The organism is Roseovarius sp. MBR-51 (genome assembly GCF_053628575.1).
The window spans coordinates 215,099-235,418 of the sequence record NZ_JBRJGQ010000002.1 but is presented as its reverse complement, the minus strand read 5'-3'; the positions used below and the strand labels follow the sequence as shown (position 1 = coordinate 235,418).

Below are 20,320 nucleotides of genomic sequence, written 5' to 3'. Positions count from 1 at the left end.
ATCGTGATGTGACGGAGCGGGTAAAACGTGCTAGGATAGACCACGGCAACGCGACGGCGCGACGCCCCACTCTCGGCTTCCGCGCCCTAAATGGGAGGCCATCATGACCAAGACCATCGGCAATCCGCTGACGTGGTTGGCGGGGACAACCGTGAGTGCAAGTCGTAGCGCCTCAGACGCCGCCGACGCGCTCGGCAGTGAAATCACCACACCGCCCGAAGTGCGCCAGCTTGATATGGACGACGTGAGAACCGCGCTTCGCAAGGGGCTCGCAGATTTCACCGCCTTTCGGAGCGACGTTTTCTTCCTCATCGCCATTTACCCGGTGATCGGCATCACGCTCGCGCTCTTGGCCTTCAATTCAGCGCGACTGCCGATGCTGTTCCCATTGGCCGCAGGGTTCACCCTGCTTGGTCCGGTCGCCGCCGCAGGCCTCTACGAGATGAGCCGACAGCGTGAAACAGGACATGACCCGAATTGGGCCGAGGCCCTGCATGCGTTGCGTGCCCATGTCTTGGGACCAGTTCTGGTTCTGGCGCTCTATCTGATGGGGATTTTCGCGGTCTGGATGTTCACCGCCACCTATATTTACAACATCACGCTCGGACCGCTTCCGCCCACATCGATCATCGGTTTCCTGAGCGATGTCCTGACGACGACTGCCGGCTGGCAGATGATCCTGCTCGGGATGGGAACAGGCTTTGTCTTTGCCGCCCTGGTTCTGGTCATCAGTCTGGTGTCTTTTCCGATGCTGATCGACCGACGCGCAGGCATTCCGGTTGCGGTTATGACCTCTGTCGCCGTTGCGCGGCGAAATCCCCGCATCGTCGCGACATGGGGCCTCATCGTCGCGGTGAGCATGACCCTTGGCATGCTGCCTGCGTTCCTCGGGTTGGTGATCGTGCTGCCGGTTCTTGGACATGCGACATGGCATCTCTACCGCGCTGCCGTACCAAAACAGGGATAGAGCGGTCAGCCTGACTCGGCCAGCCGTGCCACATAGCGGGCCAATGTGTCGATCTCGAGATTGATCATATCCCCCAAGGCCACATCCCCCCAGGTGGTCACAGCCTTGGTATGCGGGATGAAGTTGATCCCGAAATCGCAGCCCTCAACCTCGTTGACTGTAAGCGAGGTGCCGTTGAGCGCCACCGACCCCTTGGGCGCGATGAACCGCGCAAGGGCGTCGGGCGCGCGCAGGATGACGCGGGTGCTGTCACCCTCGTCGCGCAATCCCACCACCTCGGCCAGCCCATCGACATGGCCCGACACGATATGCCCGCCCAATTCATCGCCTACCCTCAGCGCGCGTTCCAGATTGACCCTGCGCCCTGCATTCCAGCCTGACAGATTGGTCTTGGACAGGGTTTCAGCAGAGATATCCACGTCAAACCAATCAGACCCGAGAGCTACGACCGTCAAACAAACGCCGTCGCAGGCAATGGACGCGCCGATGTCGATCCGGCTCGTGTCATAGCCGGTGCCGATCCGCGCGCGCAGGTCGCCACGATGTTCGACCGCTTGAATGCGCCCCACATCGGTGATGATACCCGTGAACATGGCCGCTCTCCTCTTGCTCTCTCCCCGCCCTAGCGCCGCCGGGTCCGCATGACAAGGCACCGCGGCGGAAGGGGCTTATTTTTGCCTGATTATTGCAGTATCAAAGCACGATTGAGCGTAAAGGCAAGAGACCCCAGCATGACAGGTCTAACCGGCGAGGAGCGTGCGTTTCTGTTTCTGCAGGGACCGCATGGTCCGTTTTTCTATAAACTCGGGCAGATGCTGCGCCGGGCCGGTGCGGATGTCTGGCGCGTGGGGTTCAATGCCGGTGATCAAGTCTTTTGGCGTGACCGCTCGAGCTATTTGCCGTTTCTGAGCGACGCCGAAACTTGGCCCGCAACCCTGACCCAGATTCTCGACGACAAGCGCATCACCGATCTGGTGCTCTACGGCGACACGCGGCCCATTCACGCGCAAGCAGTCGAAATGGCCCGTGCGCGCGGTCTCACGATCCATGTGTTCGAGGAAGGCTACATGCGCCCCTATTGGGTGACGTATGAGCGCGGTGGCACCAACGGCAACTCCCGCCTGATGGAAATGAGCGTGCCCGAGATGCGGCAGGCGCTGGAAAACTCGGACATGGACACCGCCCTGCCCCCGGCCAGTTGGGGCGACATGCGCCAGCATGTGTTCTACGGCGCGCTCTATCACGGCTTTGTCCTTTTCCTGAACCGCCGCTATCGGCATTTCCGCCCACATCGCGCGCTGACCGTTGGACAGGAATTTAAGCTCTACCTCAAACGTCTGGTCCTGATGCCGGTTCAGGCGATCGAGCGGCGTCTGACGACATGGCGCGTCCGCACCGGCGGCTTTCCGTATCACATCGCCCTTTTGCAACTGGAACATGACGCCTCGTTTCAGGCGCATTCTCCGTTTGCCACGATGCCCGAGTTTCTGGAAACCGTAATCGACGGTTTCGCCAAGGGAGCGCCGCCGCATCATCATCTGGTGATCAAGGCACATCCGCTGGAGGATGGTCGCGCCCCCATCCGCAGCGAATTGCGCCGCCTGATCCACACCTACGGCCTGCGTGGCCGGGTGCATTACCTGCGCGGCGGCAAACTGGCCAAGTTGCTGGATGAGGCCAGATCGGCGGTCACGGTCAATTCCACGGCGGCGCAACAGGTGCTCTGGCGCGGCATTCCTCTGCGCACCTTCGGGCAGGCAGTCTATGCCAAGCCGCAGTTTGTCTCGACCAAACCCTTGCGCGATTTCTTTGCCGGGGCGGAGCGGCCGGATCGCCGCGCCTACACCGATTACCGCCGCTTTTTGCTCGAGACCAGCCAGATCGCGGGCGGGTTCTATTCCGCCAGTGGACGGCGGCAATTGCTGCGTCAGGCTGTCGACATGATGCTCTCACCCGAAGACCCCTACGACGCGCTGCGCTCTGGCACCGCGGCCCCTCGGCAACAGTTGCGCCTTATCCCGTAAGCCATCTCGATAGAAATGCTGGATTTTCGTAACCATGTTCGGTAGCTTAAGAAAAAAAGACCCGAGGCAGAACAAAAACAGGTCGAGGAGACCGAGCAGTGATACCCCGACATTCCCGATGGGCGCGGTCTGTCGCGCTTTTGGCCATTGCATCCATATTGGCCGGATGTGCCCTGCCTCGTGTAGGTCCCAACAAGCGTGAACTTTACGCAGGCTCCGTGCAGAAGGAGGGGGACGCCTTTGTCGTCACGGTGAATGATCGCGTGACCCGCGCCACTGCTGTCCAACCCGCCCTTGGATTCACGGATGAATTCAGAAATGCGGGGCTCTTGGGATCCGACATGATCAGCTCCGGCGATACTCTGGGACTGACCATCTGGGAGAATGTTGATGACGGGCTCTTGGCAGGAGAGGCCACAAACCAGACCCTGCTTGACGAGGTGCAGGTAGACGGATCAGGCTTTATCTTCGTGCCATACGCCGGGCGGATCAAAGCCGCAGGCAATACACCCGAAGGTGTGCGTCGCATCATTACCGAGAAACTCGAACAACAAACCCCTGACCCACAGGTCGAAGTGCGTCGCCTCGCGGGCAACGGCTCGACCGTTTCGATCAGCGGCGCGGTCAGCGGTCAGGGCGTCTATCCGATTGAGGCGCCCACCCGCACCCTCTCGGCCATGATCGCCTCGGCAGGCGGTATCGGCATTGCACCAGAGGTTGCGCAAATCACCGTGATCCGGGGCGATCAGCGCTCCAAAGTGTGGTTTCAGGATCTCTTCAAGCATCCGCAGTTCGACATCGCTCTGCGCGGTGGCGACCGTATTCTGGTCGAGGCCGATACGCGCGCCTATACCGCACTTGGGGCCACCGGCGCTCAGGCGCGCGTGACATTCGAGACTCAGACACTGAGTGCCTTGGAAGCGATAGCGCAGGTCGGCGGGCTGACAACCTCTGCCGCCGATCCTACGGGTGTGTTTGTGCTACGCAATGAACCCGCAGAGGTGGCAAATCAGGTTTTGGGTCGCAACGATCTGCAAGGCGCGCAGCGCCTTATTTACGTTCTTGATCTGACCAAGCCGAATGGCATGTTCATGGCCCGAGATTTTGCGGTTCGCGACGATGACACCATCTATGTGACCGAGGCACCGTTCACACAATGGTCGAAAGTCATCGGCGCACTGACCGGCACACTTGGGGCGGTTGGTTCGATTTCAACGGCGTCCTCGACGCTTTCGGGCGACTTTTGAGGCAGCCCTTAGACGGTAAACCCGCTGGCGAGGCGCAGGCCTCCCGGCGGGTTTTCTTTTTCAACGGCGGGTTTCTTTGGCAGGGCCGTGTGCGCCGTATTCTGGCACTGGCGGGCTATAGTCTAACCTTCGGGCGACCCGACGCGGAGGATCTCATCGCCGTCTGGGGCCGCAGCCCATATGCAAAACGTGGCGAGGCAATGGCCGCGCGGACCGGTGCGGGTCTCTTGCGGATCGAGGATGCGTTCCTGCGCTCGCTTCATCCGGGGCGCTCAGGGGAACCACCGCTTGGGTTGGTGATCGACCGGCGCGGCATCTATTTCGACAGCAGCCGCCCGTCGGATCTTGAACATCTGCTCGCCACGCATCCACTAGACGACACAGCCCTGCTCAATCAGGCACGCAGTGGCATGGCCCGAATGCAAGAGGCGCATCTGAGCAAATACTCCGGGTTCGATCCCCGCACTCCCTGCCCCGAACCGGGCTATGTGCTGGTGATCGACCAGACGCGCGGCGATGCCTCGGTGATCCACGGCGGGGCGGATGCCAATACTTTTCGTGAAATGCTCTATTGGGCACAAGAGGATCACCCCGGCGCGCGCATTGTGATCAAAACACATCCGGAGACGGCACAGGGCCATCGGCCGGGCTATTTCACAGATGCCGACGAGTCCGCGCGCATTTCCCTGTTGTCTGCTCCCGTCAGCCCATGGGCGCTGCTCGAGGGGGCTGTCGCCGTCTATTGCGTGTCCTCTCAGATGGGGTTCGAGGCTATCTTGGCGGGGCACCGACCTCAGGTCTTCGGCAAACCATTCTACGCGGGATGGGGTCTCAGCGACGACCGCCACCCCCTGCCCCTGACACGCCGGGGCCGCACGCTGACCCGCGCGCAGCTCTTTGCCGGGGCAATGCTGCTCTATCCCACATGGTATGATCCCTATCACGACAGACTGTGCGATCTGACAACAGCCATCGGGACTTTCGAGGCGATGTCCCGTGCATGGCGCGAAGATCACGCCGGATGGGCTGCCTATGGCATGCGCCTGTGGAAACGTGCGCCTTTGCAGCGGTTCTTTGGTCAATACCGGCGGGTCTCGTTCCCCAAGGGGCCTCAGACCGAGCGCCCAGCAATGGTCTGGGCGTCTAGCGCAGCCAAGACCCCAGAGGGCGCGATCCGCATTGAGGACGGATTTCTGCGGTCGCGCGGCCTTGGGGCCGATCTCATCCCCCCTCTGTCGCTCGTCTGCGACGATCTGGGCATTTACTACGATCCGACCCACGACAGCAGGCTGGAACATCTGATTGCCGCGCGCGCGCGTCTGCGTCCCGATCAAGAGGCGCGCGCAGGCGCGCTGATTGCCGCGCTGGCCCGGCATGGGCTGAGCAAGTACAACCAAGGAGAGCCTGCCCCCGATCTGCCAGAGGGCCACCGAATTCTTGTTCCGGGGCAGGTTGAGAATGACGCCTCGATCCGGCTTGGCGCTGGTGCGATCAATACAAATCTCAGCCTTTTGCACTCTGTGCGCCTGGCCAATCCGAAGGCCGTGATCCTCTACAAACCCCATCCCGATGTCGAGGCTGGCCTGCGACCCGGAAACGTGCCCCCAGAGGCGCTCTACGAACTTGCGGATATGGTCCTTATCCACACCGATCCGGCCCAACTCCTGCCATGGGTCCAAGAGGTGTGGACCATGACATCCTTGTTGGGTTTTGAGGCACTCTTGCGCGGGGTGCGCGTGACCACGACCGGCGCGCCCTTTTATGCCGGATGGGGGCTGACCCGCGATCTGGGCGAAATCCCCGCAAGACGCGGGGCACGGCCATTGCTCACTGGTCTCGTGCATGCCACGTTGATCGACTATCCGCGCTATTTCGATCCAAAGACGGGACGGCCCTGCCCGGTTGAGGTGGTGGTCCATCGGCTCGCGCATGGACCGTTGCCCCGTCCCGGGCCAGCCAACCGGTTGTTGGCCAAGCTGCAAGGTGCGCTGGCCTCTCAGGCAAGCCTCTGGCGATAAGGCACATCAGCCCTATCTACTCGGCGGCCGTATCCAACAACACGACTTCGACGCGACGGTTGCGATCCCGTCCGTCACCGGTGGTGTTGGGGGCCAAGGGTGCCAGATAGCCGATGCCATGCGCTTCGAGTTGGGTAGCAGGCACACCGTGAGTTTCCGTCAGATGGCTCAACACCGCCTCTGCACGCGACCGTGAAAGGGCTATGTTCCCCTCCAACCCGCCCGTGCTGTCCGTATGTCCAACCAGCGCAACGCGCGTGTTTGGTTTTGTCAGCAGATAGGCAGCAAGCGCCTCAAGGCTAGGATGCGATCCGGGCCCAAGCGCATTGTCCCCAGACCCGAAATCGAGCCCCTCCAGCACAGCATGCCCATCGCGTTTCAAGACCTGCACAACATCAGGAGGGGAGGTTTCGTCAACCTCAGGGCTGCGTGAACCTGTCGCATCTGCGTCCTGGCCCAAACCTGTCAGTTGAATTGCTTGCACGTACCCTGTTTGCCCACTCTGGCTGATGATCAGGGCGGCGTGCTCCAACTTGGCCTCAGGTCCACGGCGCGCCACAAGATAGCGATAATCAAAGAGATCAACGAACATGTCGGGCGCGGGCAAGACCGGCAGGGCAAAGCGGAAATCGAACCCGCCGCACTCCTCGGCCAGACAGTCGAACATCACCTCCCATCCGGAGTCTTCCAACTGGCGCCGCAATGGCATGAGGATTTGCAATGTCGTGACACCCTGGGCCGGAAACCGCCAAGCGCGGCTGATGATCCGACCGTCCAGCCGCAGGCGTGGAGCGCCTTGGGTCGAGTATGGACCGATGGGCAGGATTAGCGTATCCGCCTCGCGGATCACCTCGCGTGTCATGCTGGCATTGGCAGGCAATTTGAGGTCGAGCGCCTGCGCCGACCCACAGGCCAGTAACATCGAGAACAAGAGGGCGCCGGCGCTCCGCATGCCGGATCAACGGGCCTGTGCGTGATAGTCGGGATTCGGCTGCATGCCCGTGGCTGAGGCAACACGATTGGTCATATTGAAGAACCCCGCAACATTGGCGATGTCCCAGATGTCGCGATCGCTCAACCCCTGATCGCGCAGCGCTTGGCGGTCGGATTCGGTGATTTCCGCAGAGGCTTTGGTGACCTTTTCCGCAAACCCTAGCATGGCGCTCTGCCGTGCATCGAGCCGTGCCGCACGCCAGTTCATCACCATCGCTTCGCCCAATGCCGGATCATTCGACAATTGCCGCACCGCAGCCCCATGCGCCACCTGACAATACCAGCAACGGTTGATCGAGCTGACCACAACCGCAATCATTTCGCGCTCCAGCTTGGTCAGGCCACTTGGGGCGAGCATGAGATCATTGTAGAGCGTGGTGAATGCATTGAGCTTGTCGATATCGAACGCATAGGCCTTGAGCACATTGGGGATCATGCCCAGCCTTTCGACGCAGATATCGAAATATTTCTGCGTCGCGTCGGGCAACGGGTCGATCATTGGCAAATCAAGTGCGGTGGGCTGGTCCGGTTTTGTCATCTCTCACTCCTTTTGCCGGTAATGATAGTCCCCAACATGGGCAAAGCCCATCGCGGAATAAAGACCATTGGCACCCTGATTGCTCTTGGTGCAGATCACCGACAGGTACTGTGCGCCTTGCTCCTGCGCCCAATGCGCGGCCTGAAGCATCATCAGCCGCCCCATGCCCGCGCGCCGGTGGCGGACGTGCACCTCGAGCGCATGCACCATGGCAATCCCTTGGTGAATGGCGGCAAATCCGGTGGCGGCGGGCTGGTCCTTATGCCTGCCAAAGAGCCCGGTCTTGGGGCCGATGACACGCTCCATCACCGCGATCCGCGCCGGCCCGATGCCACCCTCGACCCAAATTTCGCGCATGATTTCTAGGGGTTCCCAGATTGAGAACGTGGTGACGCGCGGTGGCTTTTCAACCGTCAACGCATCCAATGAGGCGACATACAGATTGACCGGATCAACCACCTTGTAGCCTTTGGTCGCCAGCAACGCGTCCAGGGTGTCATCCCCTTGGCGCACCTGAAAGAGAGCGCTCTGACCAAGATCGTGCATCGCAGCCTCGGCGGCGTTCAACTCCTCGGTCGTGATCGGCCGCTCGACAGTAGCGGCGGACACGCGTTTGCCGCCTCCCTGCCCCTCGCGGAGGGTCACGGGGCCAAGGTGTTGGGTCTGCGCGGGCGGCCAAGTGGCCTCTGTCACCGCATAGAGCGTCTGCACATCGGGCGTCATGCCGGAAACATCCCCGCCAATTCGGATATCGCGGCATCGAGCCGTGCGCCGTCCTGACCGCGCATCACGATCTGTGCCCCGTAGCAGCCATCCCGAATGAACGGGTAAGACCCGATGCTGAGGTCCGGATACCGCTCCGCCAGATCCGAGAGTGGACCCGCGATGTCACCTTCGCCACGTCGGATCTCCAGCGTTTGCGACAGGATCGGCGCACCGCCGGTGAGTGTTGGCAGGAGAGAGGCCAGCATCGCCTGAAAGATCGCCGGCACCCCGGCCATCACATGCACATTCTCGATGGTGAACCCCGGTGCTGCGCTGATCGGGTTGTCGATCAGAACCGCCCCCTCGGGAATACGCGCCATGCGCAGGCGCGACGCGTTCAATTCCTGCCCGCGCGCGTCATAATGCGCAGCCAGAATGGCGCGGGCATCCTCTCGCACCGAAATCGGGCGATCAAAGGCCGCCGCCACATTCTCGGCGGTGATGTCATCATGGGTAGGGCCGATGCCGCCTGAGGTGAACACTTGGTCATATCCCGCGCTCAGCGCCCGCACGGCGGCCACGATGGCGCCGGGATCGTCGCTGACCACGCGCACTTCCATTAGGTCAATGCCCAGTTTCGTCACCTCGCCCGCCAGATAGTGCATGTTGGCATCGCGCGTGCGCCCCGAGAGAATCTCATCTCCGATGACAAGCATGGCAGCAGTCGGGTTGGGCATGGCAGACTCCTTGATCCGGGGACAGACACGGTATAGGCGCAGGTCATGCGCTTTCAAACCCCTCTTGTGCAGGCTGTACTGCTGCGCCGCTACAAACGCTTTCTCGCCGATATCCGCCTCATGGACGGGCGCGAGGTGACGGCGCATTGCGCCAATCCCGGCAGCATGCTGGGTCTGGCAGACCCCGGCACGACGGTCTGGGTCGAACCCAATGACGATCCGCGCAAAAAGCTCAAGTTTGGCTGGCGGCTGGTCGAGAGTGTGGCTGGGGAATTCGCCTGTGTGGATACCGCCTTGGCCAATCGCGTGGTCAAAGAGGCGCTTGAGACAGGGCAAATACCGGAGTTCGCCGCCTATGACCGGGTGCGCCCCGAGCAAAACTACGGCACCGCAAGCCGGGTGGATTTCCTGCTCTCGGGCGCGGGCCTGCCCGATGCCTATGTCGAGGTGAAATCCGTCACCCTCTCGCGCAGGCCCGGTCTGGCCGAATTCCCCGACAGCGTGACCGCGCGCGGCACGAAACATCTGGGCGAGTTGGCAGAGATGGCGCAGTCCGGACATCGAGCGGTCCTCCTCTATCTGGTGCAACGCACCGATACGCAGGCCGTGACCGTGGCCCAAGACCTAGACCCCGCCTATGCTGAGGCGCTGCAAACCGCACGCGCGGCGGGGGTCACGGTTCTGTCATATCGGGCCAATATCACCCCGCAAGAGATCACAATCGGTCACAGCCTGCCGCTTGCAGATGACCGCCCTCTGGTCCTTTCGAGCAAATAGCCCTAGATAAACGGAAATTGGACACCATACGAGGCCGGACGTGAACGAAACACATCGTGGAAGACTGACACGCGAGGGGATCCGCATCCATGAGGCTGCGGATTTCGCGGGCATGCACCGCGCTGGAGCCCTAGCGGCGCAGATCCTCGACGAGATTGCAGAGCATGTGTTCGTGGGCCAAACCACCGCGGCCATCGACAAGCTGATCGAGGACAAGGTCAACGCCTCAGGCGCGAAATCCGCCACCATCGGCTACAAGGGCTATCAGCACGCCAGCTGCATCAGCGTCAATCACGTGGTCTGCCACGGCATTCCCGGCGATAAGGTTTTGAAAGATGGCGATATCCTCAATGTCGATGTGACCGTGATCGTCGATGGCTGGTTCGGCGACACGAGCCGCATGTATGTGGCGGGCAAGCTCAGCCGCAAATCCGAGCGGCTGATTCAGGTCACGCATGACGCCCTGATGAAGGGGATCGAGGCGGTGCGCGCCGGCAATACCTTTGGCGACATTGGCCATGCGATCCAGAGCTATGTGGAGGCGCATCGCATGTCGGTGGTGCGCGATTTCTGCGGGCATGGATTGGGCCGGGTGTTCCATTCCCCGCCCAATGTGCTGCATTACGGGCGGGCGGGCAGCGGGCCGACCCTTGAAGAAGGCATGTTCTTTACCATCGAGCCGATGGTCAATCTTGGCCGCCCTGAAACCAAAGTGCTCGCCGATGACTGGACCGCCGTGACCCGCGACAAATCCCTCTCGGCGCAGTTCGAGCATTCCATCGGCGTCACGGCAAGCGGGGCCGAGATTTTCACCCTGTCGCCTGCGGGCAAGTTTCATCCGACTTGGGAGTGACAAGGGGCCAGCGATTGGCGTTGGGTGTGGTCTGAAGGGGACATTCGACTCGTGCGATGAGCCGCCCGGTGCCCGTCCGCCGGGTGGGCGCTGCCACTTCGTCGGCTGGCACTTTATGCCTGCAAAATATTCCAGCGTTATCAGTCTGTTGTGACGTTGCGCATTGGCGATTGGAGCCAACTTCAGCAAAGAGCCATCCGCCCCTTCACCCCCGCAAAACCGCCCCCGGATTCATAATCCCAAGAGGATCGAGCGCCGCCTTGATCGCGCGCATCGCGTCCAGCTTTACCGGATCGCCGTAGCGCTCCAGATCCTCGACCTTGAGCCGCCCGATACCATGTTCGGCGCTGACCGACCCGCCCATCGCATGCACCAGATCATGCACCGCGCGCTTGATCTCGTCACGCTCTGCCACGTGATCCGCACGGGCGCGCCCCGGCATGGGAAAGACATTGTAATGCAGATTGCCATCGCCCAGATGCCCGAAACAGTTGATCCGGAACGCCCCGATCCGGGCAATCACCTCGGCCCCTTTCACAATGAAGTCCGGGATTTCGGACATCGGCAAGGAGATGTCATGCGAACTGATCGAGCCGATGCGCCGGTTGGCCTCGGGGATTTGTTCGCGCACCTCCCAGAACTGATGTCGCTGCGTCTCGGACTGCGCAATGATCCCGTCGCTGACCAGCCCCGCCTCGAGCGCGTCGGCGAATAGCCCCTCCAGCGCCAAGGCCGGGTCAAGCCCGCGCGCGAGCCCCACATCAATCAACACGAACCAGTCCGGCATCTGGGCAAAGGGCTGGCGAATCTCGGGCAACGCTTGGGCCAGAAATTCGAGCCCCGCCCGGTGCATGATCTCAAAGGCACTTACCCCCTCGCCCATGCGGTCGCGCGCCAGTGCCAAGAGATCGAGCGCCGCACGCGGACCGTCCACCACCATCAGCGCCGTGCCCTCGCCCGCGGGGCGCGGAGAGAGCTTGAGTGCTGCGGCGGTAATCACCCCGAGCGTGCCCTCGGACCCGATCAAGAGGTTGCGCAGATCATAGCCGGTGTTGTCCTTGCGCAGGCGTTTGAGGCCATGCCAGATGCGCCCATCGGGCATCACCGCCTCCAGCCCCAGACAAAGATCGCGCGCATTGCCATAACGCAGCACATTGACCCCGCCCGCATTGGTGGCCAGATTGCCGCCAATCCGCGCCGATCCCTTGGCAGCGATGCTGAGCGGAAAGAGCCGGTCCACTTCGGCGGCAGCCTCATGGATGTCTTGCAGGATCGCCCCTGTCTCGACCACGATCACATTTTCGGCTGGGTAAATGCCGCGCACCGCGCGCATACGCTCAAGGCTCAGGATGACCGGGGTCGGCCCATCGGGGCTGATCTGCCCCCCCACAAGACCCGTGCCGCCGCCATAAGGCACCACCGGCACGCGCGCGGCAGCACAGGCGCGGACAATCTCGGCCACCTCTTCGGTGCTGCCGGGGGCCAGAACCACGCCCTGCCCCAGCCAGCGACCGCGCGGCTCCTCGAAATATCCTGGGTTTGCCGCGCGGAACACGGGCACAGGCAGATGCGCACGCAGCGCGTCGATGAATGTGGGGGTGGCTGGGGCCAAGGTAGGAGTCTGGGTCATGCGATTTACCTATCACGTTGCCCGCATCGGTCCAGCCCTTTGTCGCGCGCGCAAGCGCGGCTTTCCCTCTTGCCTCTGTCCGCCCTCCGGGCCATTTTGCGCGCCATGCAGATGATCCCCCGCGCCCCGCTCTTTCTTGGCCTTGCTGGCCTCTTGCCCTTTCTCTGGGGGGCGCTGACCGTGGTCCTGCCCGACCTCGGCCTCTGGACGGCCCAGACCATCGGGCCGCGCTTTGCCGGACCCTATGTGATGCTCTTTTACGGCGCGGTGATCCTGTCGTTCATGTCGGGCGTGCTCTGGGGGTTCGCCACGCGGGCCACGGGCACGATGGCAGCCGCCTGCTACGGCCTCTCGGTCATTCCGGCCCTCTGGGCGTTTTTCATGACCGGCGGCGGGCCAACCTCGGCGGGAATGAGCCTTATCTTCGGGTTTGCAGGCCTCTTGGCGCTCGACTGGCAATTCTCGCGATGGGGCCTCACACCGCCCTGGTGGATGGCGCTGCGGATGCTGCTGACAGCGGTGGTGATCGCCTGTCTCGCGGTGGGGGTGCTGCTCTGATGCCCGCGCTTTATGCCTATACCGACGGGGCCTGTTCCGGCAATCCCGGTCCCGGTGGCTGGGGCGTGCTCATGCGCGCCATGGACGGTGACACCGTGCTCAAAGAGCGGGAGCTTTCCGGGGGCGAGCCTGACACCACCAACAACCGGATGGAACTTTGCGCCGCCATCGCCGCCCTTGAGGCGCTCTCGCGCCCTTCGGCCATCACGATTGTCACCGACAGCGCCTATGTGAAAAACGGTGTGACCGGCTGGATGCACGGATGGAAGCGCAACGGCTGGCGCACCGCCGATAAAAAACCGGTCAAGAATGTCGAGCTTTGGCAACGTCTGGACGAGGCACAAAAGCGCCACACCGTCACATGGGAATGGGTCAAGGGCCACGCAGGTCACCCCGAAAATGAGCGCGCCGATGAATTGGCGCGCGCAGGCATGGCGCCCTTCAAGCCGACCAAGGCCAAGGGATGAGCGCGCTCATCCTCCTTGATTACGCCTCGGTGCTGATCTTTGCGCTGACCGGCGCGCTTGTCGCCTCGCGCCAGCAACTCGACATCGTGGGGTTTGCCTTTATCGCCTGCCTCACGGCGGTGGGCGGCGGCACGCTGCGCGATGTGCTCCTCGACCGCAACCCGATCTTCTGGCTGGGCAATCCGCATTACATCCTCATTGCCTGCGGCGCGGCGCTCCTTGTCTTTTTCACCGCTCATCTGGTTGAGAGCCGCTATCGTCTCTTGCTCTGGCTCGACAGTTTCGCCCTTGCTGTGGCGGTGCCTGCGGGGGTGAGTGCGGCGATGGTGATGGGGCAAAGTGCCGTGATCGTGGTACTGATGGGAATGGTGACGGGCTGCATGGGTGGTCTCATGCGCGATGTCGTCTGCAACGAAGTGCCCTTGGTGCTGAAACAAGGCGAGCTTTATGTCACCGCCGCCTTTGCCGGGGCGCTTGGCGCGGTGGGGGCGGCGATGCTCACCGACGATCCGCTCGTCATCTTGGGCACCTGTGCGGCGCTCACCTGGGCTTTGCGCGCCGGTTCGCTCAGCCTTGGCTGGCGGCTGCCGGTTTACCGCGCCCGCCCGCCGCGCAATCGCCCTTAACGGCGCTCGCCAATCATCTTCCACAGCCAGACCAGCAGCATCGCACCCAGAACCGCGCCAATCAGCCCGCCCACGAGGCCCGTGATCATCAGCACCATGCGAATGACCACCGCGCCGATCAACGTGCCCGCAATGCCGATGAGGATGGTGGGCACCACGCCCAACTCGACCCGCATCAACCGCGTGGCCAAGAATCCCGCCGCAATCCCCACGATCAAGAGCCCGATGATGCCCATCATCTACCTCCCCTTACGCCAATGGGTCGGCACGATGATCAGCGCGCCAATCGAGGACAGGATCGCATCAATCCCCGGCGCGCCAAAGCGGATGCCGAACATGATCCGGACAAAGTAAAAGAGAAACGCACCGCCGATACAGATGATGATCGACGGCAAATAGCCGTTGCGGGTAAAGCCGGTTTTCTCGCTCGCATAGCCCACGATGCCTGCAATCACCACCGTGCCAAAGAGTTGCATGAACATCGCGTCACCCCAGTTGCGTGCCACGCGGCAAGGGCATGCCGCGCAGGAACTCGTCTGCATCCTGCGCCGCGCGCCCGGCGCGTTGCAAGCGCAAAAGCCGCACTGCACCCTGTCCGCAACCCACAGTCAGCGCGTCATCCATCGCGACACCCGGCGCACCCTGCCCCTCGGCTATGGTAGAGCAGAGCAATTTTATCCGCTCTCCCCCCACCTCGCACCAGGCACCGGGAAAGGGCGAAAGCCCTCGGATCAGCCGGTCCACCTCTGCCGCAGGGCGGCTCCAATCCACCCGCGCCTCGGATTTGTCGATCTTGGAGGCATAGGTCACGCCCGCCTCGGACTGCGGGACGGCGCGCAGACCGTCCAACCGCGCCAACGCCTCGACAATCAACCGCGCGCCAAGGCTCGACAGCCGGTCATGCAAGCCGCCCGTCGTCTCCTGCGCCCCGATTGTCACCGCCTCGCGCAGCAGAACCGGCCCGGTATCCAGCCCCGCCTCCATCTGCATGATGCACACGCCTGTCTCTGCATCCCCCGCCATGATGGCGCGGTGAATGGGGGCCGCCCCCCGCCACCGGGGCAATAGGCTGGCGTGGATGTTCAGGCATCCGCGCGCAGGCGCATCCAGCACCGACTGCGGCAGGATGAGGCCATAAGCAACCACCACCGCCACATCGGCCTTGAGCGCTGCAAAGTCCGCCTGCGCGCCCGTATCCCGCAAACTCACCGGATGGCGCACCGGCAGGCCAAGCGCCTCAGCGCGCGCCTGCACCGGGCTGGGACGGTCTTTCTTGCCCCGCCCCGCTGGGCGCGGCGGCTGGCAATAAACGGCCGCCACCTCATGCCCCGCCGTCACCAGCGCGTCGAGCACCGGCACCGAGAAATCAGGCGTTCCCATGAAGATCACACGCATGCCCGCGCCTTTCATTGTTCCAAAAATACTCAAATCCGACGCCGCCCCCGGCGCAGCCTCAGCCGATCTTGCGCGCGCGCCTGAGCAGCATGTCGCGTTTTACCTTGCTGAGGCGGTCAAAATACATCCGCCCCTGCAAATGGTCGATCTGATGCTGCACGCTGGTGGCCCAGAGACCGACGAAATCGCGCTCCTCGACCTCTCCCGCCGCATTCAGAAACCGCACCGTCACCGCGCGCGGGCGCTCGATCACCGCAGAGACACCGGGCAGGCAGGGGCTCGCCTCGTCATGGGGGCGCAATTGCACACTGGCATGCAGGATTTCCGGGTTGGCCATGCGCACCGCTTGGCCCCGCGCCGTGCTGGCATCGACCACGGCCAACGCCTGCATCTCGCCCAGTTGTGTGGCGGCAAGGCCCACCCCCGGCATCGCCTCCATCACCGCGATCATCTCGTCCCAGAGGGCGCGCGTCGCCTCGGTAATTTCGGTAACAGGTGCTGCGGGTTGGCGCAGCCGCTTGTCAGGCCAGCGCAGGCAGGGGCGCGGCGCCACGGCTTAGCCCCGCGCCAATTCGCGCTTGAGCTTTTGCATGCGCCGAGTGATGAGCTGCCGCTTCATCGCGCCCAGATAGTCGATAAAGAGCTTACCATCGAGATGGTCGATCTCGTGCTGCACGCAGGTGGCCCAGAGACCGCCGAACCCTTCCTTGTGCTCCACCCCGTCAAGGTCCATCCACCGCACCTCGACCTCGGCAGGCCGGGTGACATCGGCGAACTGGTCGGGGATCGACAGGCACCCTTCTTCATAGACGCTTTTCTCGTCGGAAAAGGCCGTGATCTCGGGGTTGAGCATGGCGATGGGGCGCGGGGACGCGCCCTCGTCCTTGACACAGTCAAGCACGATCAACCGGTCCATCACCCCGACCTGCGGCGCGGCCAGACCAATGCCGGGCGCGTCATACATGGTCTCGAACATGTCCTGCGAGAGTTTGCGCAAGGCATCGGACACGTCCCTCACGGGCGTGCAGACCTTTCTCAGGCGTGGGTCGGGATGGATCAGAATAGACCGTTTCATGGCGGCTATTTAGGCGATGGTCGGGCATTCTGCAACGCCTCTTGCGCTCGGGCTGTGATCGGTTAGCCTGCGCCGCAATTGCCACACCGGAGAGCCCCATGAATTTTGACGAGATCATCGACCGCCGCGGCACCCATTCCGACAAATGGGACATGATGCAGGCCAAATATGGCGTCTCGCCCGAGGATGGGATTCCGATGTGGGTGGCGGATATGGATTTCCGCCCGCCCGCCTGTGTCACCGAGGCGCTGATCGGCATGACGCAACATGGTGTTTACGGCTATTATGGCGATGATGCCGCCTACCGCGCCGCGATCCAGTGGTGGATGCAGACCCGCCACGGCTGGACGGTTGAGGCGGATGCGATCTTTACCACCCATGGCCTCGTCAATGGCACGTCCATGTGCGTCGATACCTGGACCGCGCCGGGGGATGCGGTGGTGATCTTCACCCCCGTCTACCACGCCTTTGCCCGCGTCATCCGCGCAGCAGGGCGCGAGGTGCGCGAATGCCCGCTGGTAAACAATTCTGGCCGCTACGAGATGGATTTCGATGCCTACGACTCGCAGATGACGGGCAATGAGAAGATGCTCATCCTCTGCTCGCCTCATAATCCCGGTGGCCGGGTCTGGACCAAGGCGGAACTGGAGGGCGTGGCCGATTTCGCGCGCCGACATGATCTTATCCTCGTGTCGGATGAAATTCACCACGATCTGGTGATGCCCGGCCAAAAACATATCGCTATGCCTCATATCGACGGCATCGCGGACCGGCTGGTGATGATGACCGCCACCACCAAGACCTTCAACATCGCGGGCGCGCATCTCGGCAATGTGATCGTGCCCGATGCAAAGCTGCGCGCGCAGTTTGCCACCCGCATGGGCGCGATGGGGATTTCGCCCAATTCTTTTGGTCTCTTCATGGCCGAAGCCGCCTATAGCCCCGAAGGTGCGGAATGGGTCGATGCGCTCTGCACCTACCTTGATGGCAACCGGCAACTCTTTGAGAGCGGAATGCAGGCCATTCCCGGCGTGCGCGCGATGCCACTCGAAGCCACCTATCTGACGTGGATCGACTTCGCCGGCACCGGCATGGCGGCGGCGGAATATACCGAGCGGGTCGAGCGGGATGCGCGGGTCGTGGCCAACCATGGCCCGACATTTGGCACCGGCGGCGAGAGTTTCTTGCGGTTCAACATCGCCACGCCGCGTGCCCGCGTCGCAGAGGCGGTCGAGCGTATCCAGACCGCCTTTGCCGATCTGCAATGACCGTCCGGGGGGCGGGGTCGATGACGCGGGTCTTCATCACCGGAACCGCCGGGTTTATCGGCTATCATCTGGCCGAGCTCTTGCTCGATGAGGGCATGATCGTGCATGGCCTTGACGGCATGACCGATTATTACGACGTCAGCCTGAAACAGCGCCGCCACCAGATGTTGCTGCAAAGGCCGGGGTTCACCGCGACCGAGGCCATGCTCGAGGATCAGGCAGCGGTGGATGCCGCGATAGACGCCTGCGCGCCCGACATCATCGTGCATCTCGCGGCGCAGGCGGGCGTGCGCTACAGCCTCGAGAACCCGCGCGCCTATATCGACGCCAATATCGTCGGCACGTTCAATGTCATGGAGGCGGCCAAGCGCCACGCGGTGCGCCACCTGCTCATGGCCTCCACCTCTTCGGTCTACGGGGCAAATACCGACATGCCCTATGCCGAGACGATGAAGGCCGATGCCCCGATGACGATCTACGCCGCCACCAAAAAGGCGACGGAATCCATGGGCCATGCCCATGCCCATCTGTGGAACCTGCCCACCACGATGTTTCGCTTCTTTACCGTCTATGGCCCATGGGGCCGCCCCGACATGGCCTATTTCAAATTCGTCGAGGCCATTCTGGCAGGCCGCCCCATCGACATCTACAATCACGGCGAGATGTACCGCGATTTCACCTATGTGGGCGATCTCGTGCGCGGCATCCGCCTGTTGATGGACACCCCGCCCGCACGACCAGAGAGCCCCGAGGCCATCGCCCCCGGCGACAGCCTCTCGCCCGTTGCGCCCTACCGGATCGTCAATATCGGCAACTCACAGAAGGTGCGGCTTCTTGATTTCGTCGCGGCCATTGAAGACGCGTTGGGCCGCCCCGCCCTCCGCAACATGATGGAGATACAAAAGGGCGACGTGCCTGCCACTTGGGCCGATGCTCAACTCTTGAAACGGCTGACCGGCTATCAACCAAATACCGATGTCCACGACGGAATTGCCCAATTCGTGACCTGGTATCGTGCCTATTATCAGGTCTGAGCGGGATTGTGATGGCACAAGTCCGCGACAGGCATAGCGTAGGCCGGTCCGCACTGATAGCCTCTGGTTGAGCAGCCTCTGCGCGGCACAACGAAGGAATAGACCACCCTATGAGCAACACAGGCAAACCGATCAACTTGGCGCTTCAGGGGGGGGGCGCACATGGCGCGTTTAGCTGGGGCGTGCTGGATTACCTGCTCGAAGATGGGCGACTGCATATTGCAGGTGTATCGGGCACATCTGCGGGGGCGATGAACGCGGTGGCCTTGGCCGATGGATATACACGCGGCGGTCCGGACGGCGCCCGCGAGGCACTTGATCGTTTCTGGCGCGACATGAGTGGCAGCGTCAAGAACTCGCCGCTGCAACGCACTCCCATGGATCGGATCACCGGGAACTGGGGACTGGAAAACAACCCGTTCTATCATTTCATGAATGCCCTCACCGGCATCGCCTCACCCTATCAACTCAACCCGATGAACATCAACCCACTCCGCGATCTGGTGGAAGAGAGCATCGACTTTGAGATGGTGCGCAAATGCACCGCGTTTCAGCTCTTTGTCTCGGCTACGAATGTCGAAACGGGCCGCGTCCGCGTGTTTTCCCGCGAAGAGATGACAGTGGATATGGTCATGGCTTCAGCCTGCCTGCCGCAAATGTATCAGGCGGTCGAGATTGACGGAATTCCTTACTGGGATGGCGGCTATATGGGGAATCCCGCCCTCTTTCCGCTCTATGGCAAGACCGGAACCGATGACATCGTGGTCATCCAGATCAACCCGATCGAGCGCAAGGGCGCGCCGCGCACGGCGCAGGAAATCCAGAACCGCCTGAATGAGATCAGCTTCAACTCCAGCCTGCTCAAGGAACTGCGCGCGATCAATTTCGTTGACCGATTGATTGACCAAGGCAAGCTCTCGACCGATGAATACCGCCCGGTCAAGGTGCATCTGATCGAGAATGAGGCACTGCTCAATCCGATGGGGGCCTCGTCCAAAATGAATGTCGAATGGGCCTTTCTGACCCGTCTTCGTGACATCGGGCGTGATACGGCCAAGGCTTGGCTGGACAGCACTTTCGACCGGATCGGCACCGAGAGCACAGTCGATCTTTTCAAGATGTTTCAAGGGATTGGAGCAGAGCATCAAGGATAGAGGTGACCGTATCCGTCAGCGATCTGATGCGCCGGGTCCATAGCCAGGGGCCTCAAACACGCCACTCGGACTTGAACTCTCAGTCAATGTAAGCGATGGGGCACTATAGGCCAAACCAGTTGGGAGTATTCCAGTTGAAGGACATCCAAGCCTTGAATCGGCTCTTGCGACGGTTTCAAAAGCCTGCGGAGTCAGGACAAAAAGAAACCACAGTCAGGGCCGAGACGCCCCGCCAGAAGGATGGAAATCCCTAT

The 20,320-nt window shown here is 62.2% G+C and carries 23 protein-coding genes; 12 read left to right on the top strand and 11 right to left on the bottom strand.

Going from position 1 to position 20,320, the window contains the following annotated elements:
* Window positions 1–103 precede the first annotated feature (103 nt).
* A complete protein-coding gene (locus ACSSVY_RS03670) occupies window positions 104–967 on the top strand; it encodes a DUF2189 domain-containing protein (protein ID WP_454268076.1) in 864 nt (287 codons plus the stop codon).
* 5 nt (window positions 968–972) lie between these two features.
* On the opposite strand, the gene ACSSVY_RS03665 is transcribed toward ACSSVY_RS03670, so the two are convergent.
* Complete coding sequence (locus tag ACSSVY_RS03665) at window positions 973–1,560, bottom strand: riboflavin synthase (protein ID WP_454268075.1); 588 nt, start codon at window positions 1,558–1,560, stop codon at window positions 973–975.
* Window positions 1,561–1,698: 138 nt separating this feature from the next.
* Between ACSSVY_RS03665 and ACSSVY_RS03660 the strand changes: the two genes are divergently transcribed.
* The 3 genes from ACSSVY_RS03660 (at window position 1,699) to ACSSVY_RS03650 (ending at window position 6,256) form a co-directional block, all read left to right on the top strand.
* Window positions 1,699–2,991, top strand: coding sequence for a capsule biosynthesis protein (locus ACSSVY_RS03660; RefSeq protein ID WP_454268074.1), 1,293 nt, complete (start codon window positions 1,699–1,701; stop codon window positions 2,989–2,991).
* Between the two features lie 146 nt (window positions 2,992–3,137).
* Entirely contained in the window at window positions 3,138–4,238 is a 1,101-nt protein-coding gene (locus ACSSVY_RS03655; protein ID WP_454268229.1) for a polysaccharide biosynthesis/export family protein, read from the top strand.
* Entirely contained in the window at window positions 4,235–6,256 is a 2,022-nt protein-coding gene (locus ACSSVY_RS03650; protein ID WP_454268073.1) for a capsular polysaccharide biosynthesis protein, read from the top strand. Before ACSSVY_RS03655 ends, ACSSVY_RS03650 begins: the two co-directional genes overlap by 4 nt.
* A gap of 16 nt (window positions 6,257–6,272) precedes the next feature.
* On the opposite strand, the gene ACSSVY_RS03645 is transcribed toward ACSSVY_RS03650, so the two are convergent.
* The 4 genes from ACSSVY_RS03645 to ACSSVY_RS03630 are packed head-to-tail and all read right to left on the bottom strand — an operon-like array spanning window position 6,273 to window position 9,229.
* Window positions 6,273–7,208 carry an OmpA family protein gene (locus tag ACSSVY_RS03645; protein ID WP_454268072.1) on the bottom strand — a complete coding sequence of 312 codons (936 nt, stop codon included), beginning with the start codon at window positions 7,206–7,208 and terminating at the stop codon, window positions 6,273–6,275.
* A gap of 6 nt (window positions 7,209–7,214) precedes the next feature.
* The gene (locus ACSSVY_RS03640; protein ID WP_454268071.1) at window positions 7,215–7,787 is read right to left on the bottom strand and encodes a peroxidase-related enzyme; all 573 of its coding nucleotides are present in this window, start codon (window positions 7,785–7,787) and stop codon (window positions 7,215–7,217) included.
* Window positions 7,788–7,790: 3 nt separating this feature from the next.
* Entirely contained in the window at window positions 7,791–8,510 is a 720-nt protein-coding gene (locus ACSSVY_RS03635; protein WP_454268070.1) for a GNAT family N-acetyltransferase, read from the bottom strand.
* Window positions 8,507–9,229, bottom strand: coding sequence for a competence/damage-inducible protein A (locus tag ACSSVY_RS03630; protein WP_454268069.1), 723 nt, complete (start codon window positions 9,227–9,229; stop codon window positions 8,507–8,509). Before ACSSVY_RS03630 ends, ACSSVY_RS03635 begins: the two co-directional genes overlap by 4 nt.
* Window positions 9,230–9,274: 45 nt before the next feature.
* Between ACSSVY_RS03630 and sfsA the strand changes: the two genes are divergently transcribed.
* Both sfsA and map read left to right on the top strand, forming a co-directional pair.
* Window positions 9,275–10,006 (top strand): DNA/RNA nuclease SfsA, encoded by a 732-nt coding sequence (gene sfsA / locus ACSSVY_RS03625; RefSeq protein ID WP_454268068.1) that lies wholly within the window; start codon window positions 9,275–9,277, stop codon window positions 10,004–10,006.
* Window positions 10,007–10,046: 40 nt separating this feature from the next.
* On the top strand, window positions 10,047–10,859 hold the full coding sequence (gene map / locus ACSSVY_RS03620) for a type I methionyl aminopeptidase (RefSeq protein ID WP_454268067.1): 813 nt from the start codon (window positions 10,047–10,049) through the stop codon (window positions 10,857–10,859).
* A gap of 205 nt (window positions 10,860–11,064) precedes the next feature.
* On the opposite strand, the gene ACSSVY_RS03615 is transcribed toward map, so the two are convergent.
* Complete coding sequence (locus tag ACSSVY_RS03615; RefSeq protein ID WP_454268066.1) at window positions 11,065–12,489, bottom strand: FAD-binding oxidoreductase; 1,425 nt, start codon at window positions 12,487–12,489, stop codon at window positions 11,065–11,067.
* A 105-nt stretch (window positions 12,490–12,594) separates the two neighbouring features.
* Here ACSSVY_RS03615 and ACSSVY_RS03610 point away from each other — a divergent pair, with 105 nt between their 5' ends.
* From ACSSVY_RS03610 to ACSSVY_RS03600, 3 genes are read left to right on the top strand one after another with little or no spacing between them, the layout of a single operon-like run.
* Complete coding sequence (locus tag ACSSVY_RS03610) at window positions 12,595–13,047, top strand: DUF3429 domain-containing protein (RefSeq protein ID WP_454268065.1); 453 nt, start codon at window positions 12,595–12,597, stop codon at window positions 13,045–13,047.
* Window positions 13,047–13,514, top strand: a complete 468-nt coding sequence (gene rnhA, locus ACSSVY_RS03605; RefSeq protein ID WP_296627378.1) for a ribonuclease HI — start codon at window positions 13,047–13,049, stop codon at window positions 13,512–13,514. The genes ACSSVY_RS03610 and rnhA overlap by 1 nt, the downstream gene beginning before the upstream one ends.
* A complete protein-coding gene (locus ACSSVY_RS03600; protein WP_454268064.1) occupies window positions 13,511–14,140 on the top strand; it encodes a trimeric intracellular cation channel family protein in 630 nt (209 codons plus the stop codon). Before rnhA ends, ACSSVY_RS03600 begins: the two co-directional genes overlap by 4 nt.
* Here ACSSVY_RS03600 and ACSSVY_RS03595 read toward each other — a convergent pair.
* The 5 genes from ACSSVY_RS03595 to def (ACSSVY_RS03575) are packed head-to-tail and all read right to left on the bottom strand — an operon-like array spanning window position 14,137 to window position 16,610.
* Window positions 14,137–14,376: a GlsB/YeaQ/YmgE family stress response membrane protein gene (locus ACSSVY_RS03595; protein ID WP_296627386.1), complete on the bottom strand. Its 240-nt coding sequence runs from the start codon at window positions 14,374–14,376 to the stop codon at window positions 14,137–14,139. The genes ACSSVY_RS03600 and ACSSVY_RS03595 overlap by 4 nt on opposite strands.
* A gap of 3 nt (window positions 14,377–14,379) precedes the next feature.
* A complete protein-coding gene (locus ACSSVY_RS03590) occupies window positions 14,380–14,622 on the bottom strand; it encodes a hypothetical protein (protein WP_296627373.1) in 243 nt (80 codons plus the stop codon).
* A 4-nt stretch (window positions 14,623–14,626) separates the two neighbouring features.
* On the bottom strand, window positions 14,627–15,535 hold the full coding sequence (fmt, locus tag ACSSVY_RS03585; protein WP_454268063.1) for a methionyl-tRNA formyltransferase: 909 nt from the start codon (window positions 15,533–15,535) through the stop codon (window positions 14,627–14,629).
* Between the two features lie 58 nt (window positions 15,536–15,593).
* Entirely contained in the window at window positions 15,594–16,088 is a 495-nt protein-coding gene (gene def / locus ACSSVY_RS03580; protein WP_296627368.1) for a peptide deformylase, read from the bottom strand.
* Between the two features lie 3 nt (window positions 16,089–16,091).
* Window positions 16,092–16,610 (bottom strand): peptide deformylase, encoded by a 519-nt coding sequence (gene def / locus ACSSVY_RS03575; RefSeq protein WP_454268062.1) that lies wholly within the window; start codon window positions 16,608–16,610, stop codon window positions 16,092–16,094.
* 98 nt (window positions 16,611–16,708) lie between these two features.
* On the opposite strand from def (ACSSVY_RS03575), the gene ACSSVY_RS03570 reads away from it, so the two are divergent.
* From ACSSVY_RS03570 to ACSSVY_RS03560, 3 genes are all read left to right on the top strand, one after another.
* Window positions 16,709–17,878, top strand: coding sequence for a MalY/PatB family protein (locus tag ACSSVY_RS03570; protein WP_454268061.1), 1,170 nt, complete (start codon window positions 16,709–16,711; stop codon window positions 17,876–17,878).
* A gap of 20 nt (window positions 17,879–17,898) precedes the next feature.
* Window positions 17,899–18,912, top strand: coding sequence for an NAD-dependent epimerase/dehydratase family protein (locus tag ACSSVY_RS03565; protein WP_454268060.1), 1,014 nt, complete (start codon window positions 17,899–17,901; stop codon window positions 18,910–18,912).
* A 110-nt stretch (window positions 18,913–19,022) separates the two neighbouring features.
* Entirely contained in the window at window positions 19,023–20,066 is a 1,044-nt protein-coding gene (locus tag ACSSVY_RS03560) for a patatin-like phospholipase family protein (RefSeq protein WP_454268059.1), read from the top strand.
* Window positions 20,067–20,320 lie beyond the last annotated feature (254 nt).

Excerpts from the sequence above, each read along its gene's own strand:
- ACSSVY_RS03670 (WP_454268076.1), top strand. The coding sequence starts at position 104 with ATGACCAAGACCATCGGCAATCCGCTGACGTGGTTGGCGGGGACAACC.
- ACSSVY_RS03665 (WP_454268075.1), bottom strand. The coding sequence starts at position 1,560 with ATGTTCACGGGTATCATCACCGATGTGGGGCGCATTCAAGCGGTCGAA.
- ACSSVY_RS03660 (WP_454268074.1), top strand. The coding sequence starts at position 1,699 with ATGACAGGTCTAACCGGCGAGGAGCGTGCGTTTCTGTTTCTGCAGGGA.
- ACSSVY_RS03645 (WP_454268072.1), bottom strand. The coding sequence starts at position 7,208 with ATGCGGAGCGCCGGCGCCCTCTTGTTCTCGATGTTACTGGCCTGTGGG.
- ACSSVY_RS03640 (WP_454268071.1), bottom strand. The coding sequence starts at position 7,787 with ATGACAAAACCGGACCAGCCCACCGCACTTGATTTGCCAATGATCGAC.
- ACSSVY_RS03635 (WP_454268070.1), bottom strand. The coding sequence starts at position 8,510 with ATGACGCCCGATGTGCAGACGCTCTATGCGGTGACAGAGGCCACTTGG.
- ACSSVY_RS03630 (WP_454268069.1), bottom strand. The coding sequence starts at position 9,229 with ATGCCCAACCCGACTGCTGCCATGCTTGTCATCGGAGATGAGATTCTC.
- sfsA (WP_454268068.1), top strand. The coding sequence starts at position 9,275 with ATGCGCTTTCAAACCCCTCTTGTGCAGGCTGTACTGCTGCGCCGCTAC.
- ACSSVY_RS03615 (WP_454268066.1), bottom strand. The coding sequence starts at position 12,489 with ATGACCCAGACTCCTACCTTGGCCCCAGCCACCCCCACATTCATCGAC.
- ACSSVY_RS03610 (WP_454268065.1), top strand. The coding sequence starts at position 12,595 with ATGCAGATGATCCCCCGCGCCCCGCTCTTTCTTGGCCTTGCTGGCCTC.
- rnhA (WP_296627378.1), top strand. The coding sequence starts at position 13,047 with ATGCCCGCGCTTTATGCCTATACCGACGGGGCCTGTTCCGGCAATCCC.
- ACSSVY_RS03600 (WP_454268064.1), top strand. The coding sequence starts at position 13,511 with ATGAGCGCGCTCATCCTCCTTGATTACGCCTCGGTGCTGATCTTTGCG.
- ACSSVY_RS03595 (WP_296627386.1), bottom strand. The coding sequence starts at position 14,376 with ATGGGCATCATCGGGCTCTTGATCGTGGGGATTGCGGCGGGATTCTTG.
- ACSSVY_RS03590 (WP_296627373.1), bottom strand. The coding sequence starts at position 14,622 with ATGTTCATGCAACTCTTTGGCACGGTGGTGATTGCAGGCATCGTGGGC.
- fmt (WP_454268063.1), bottom strand. The coding sequence starts at position 15,535 with ATGCGTGTGATCTTCATGGGAACGCCTGATTTCTCGGTGCCGGTGCTC.
- def (WP_454268062.1), bottom strand. The coding sequence starts at position 16,610 with ATGAAACGGTCTATTCTGATCCATCCCGACCCACGCCTGAGAAAGGTC.
- ACSSVY_RS03570 (WP_454268061.1), top strand. The coding sequence starts at position 16,709 with ATGAATTTTGACGAGATCATCGACCGCCGCGGCACCCATTCCGACAAA.
- ACSSVY_RS03565 (WP_454268060.1), top strand. The coding sequence starts at position 17,899 with ATGACGCGGGTCTTCATCACCGGAACCGCCGGGTTTATCGGCTATCAT.
- ACSSVY_RS03560 (WP_454268059.1), top strand. The coding sequence starts at position 19,023 with ATGAGCAACACAGGCAAACCGATCAACTTGGCGCTTCAGGGGGGGGGC.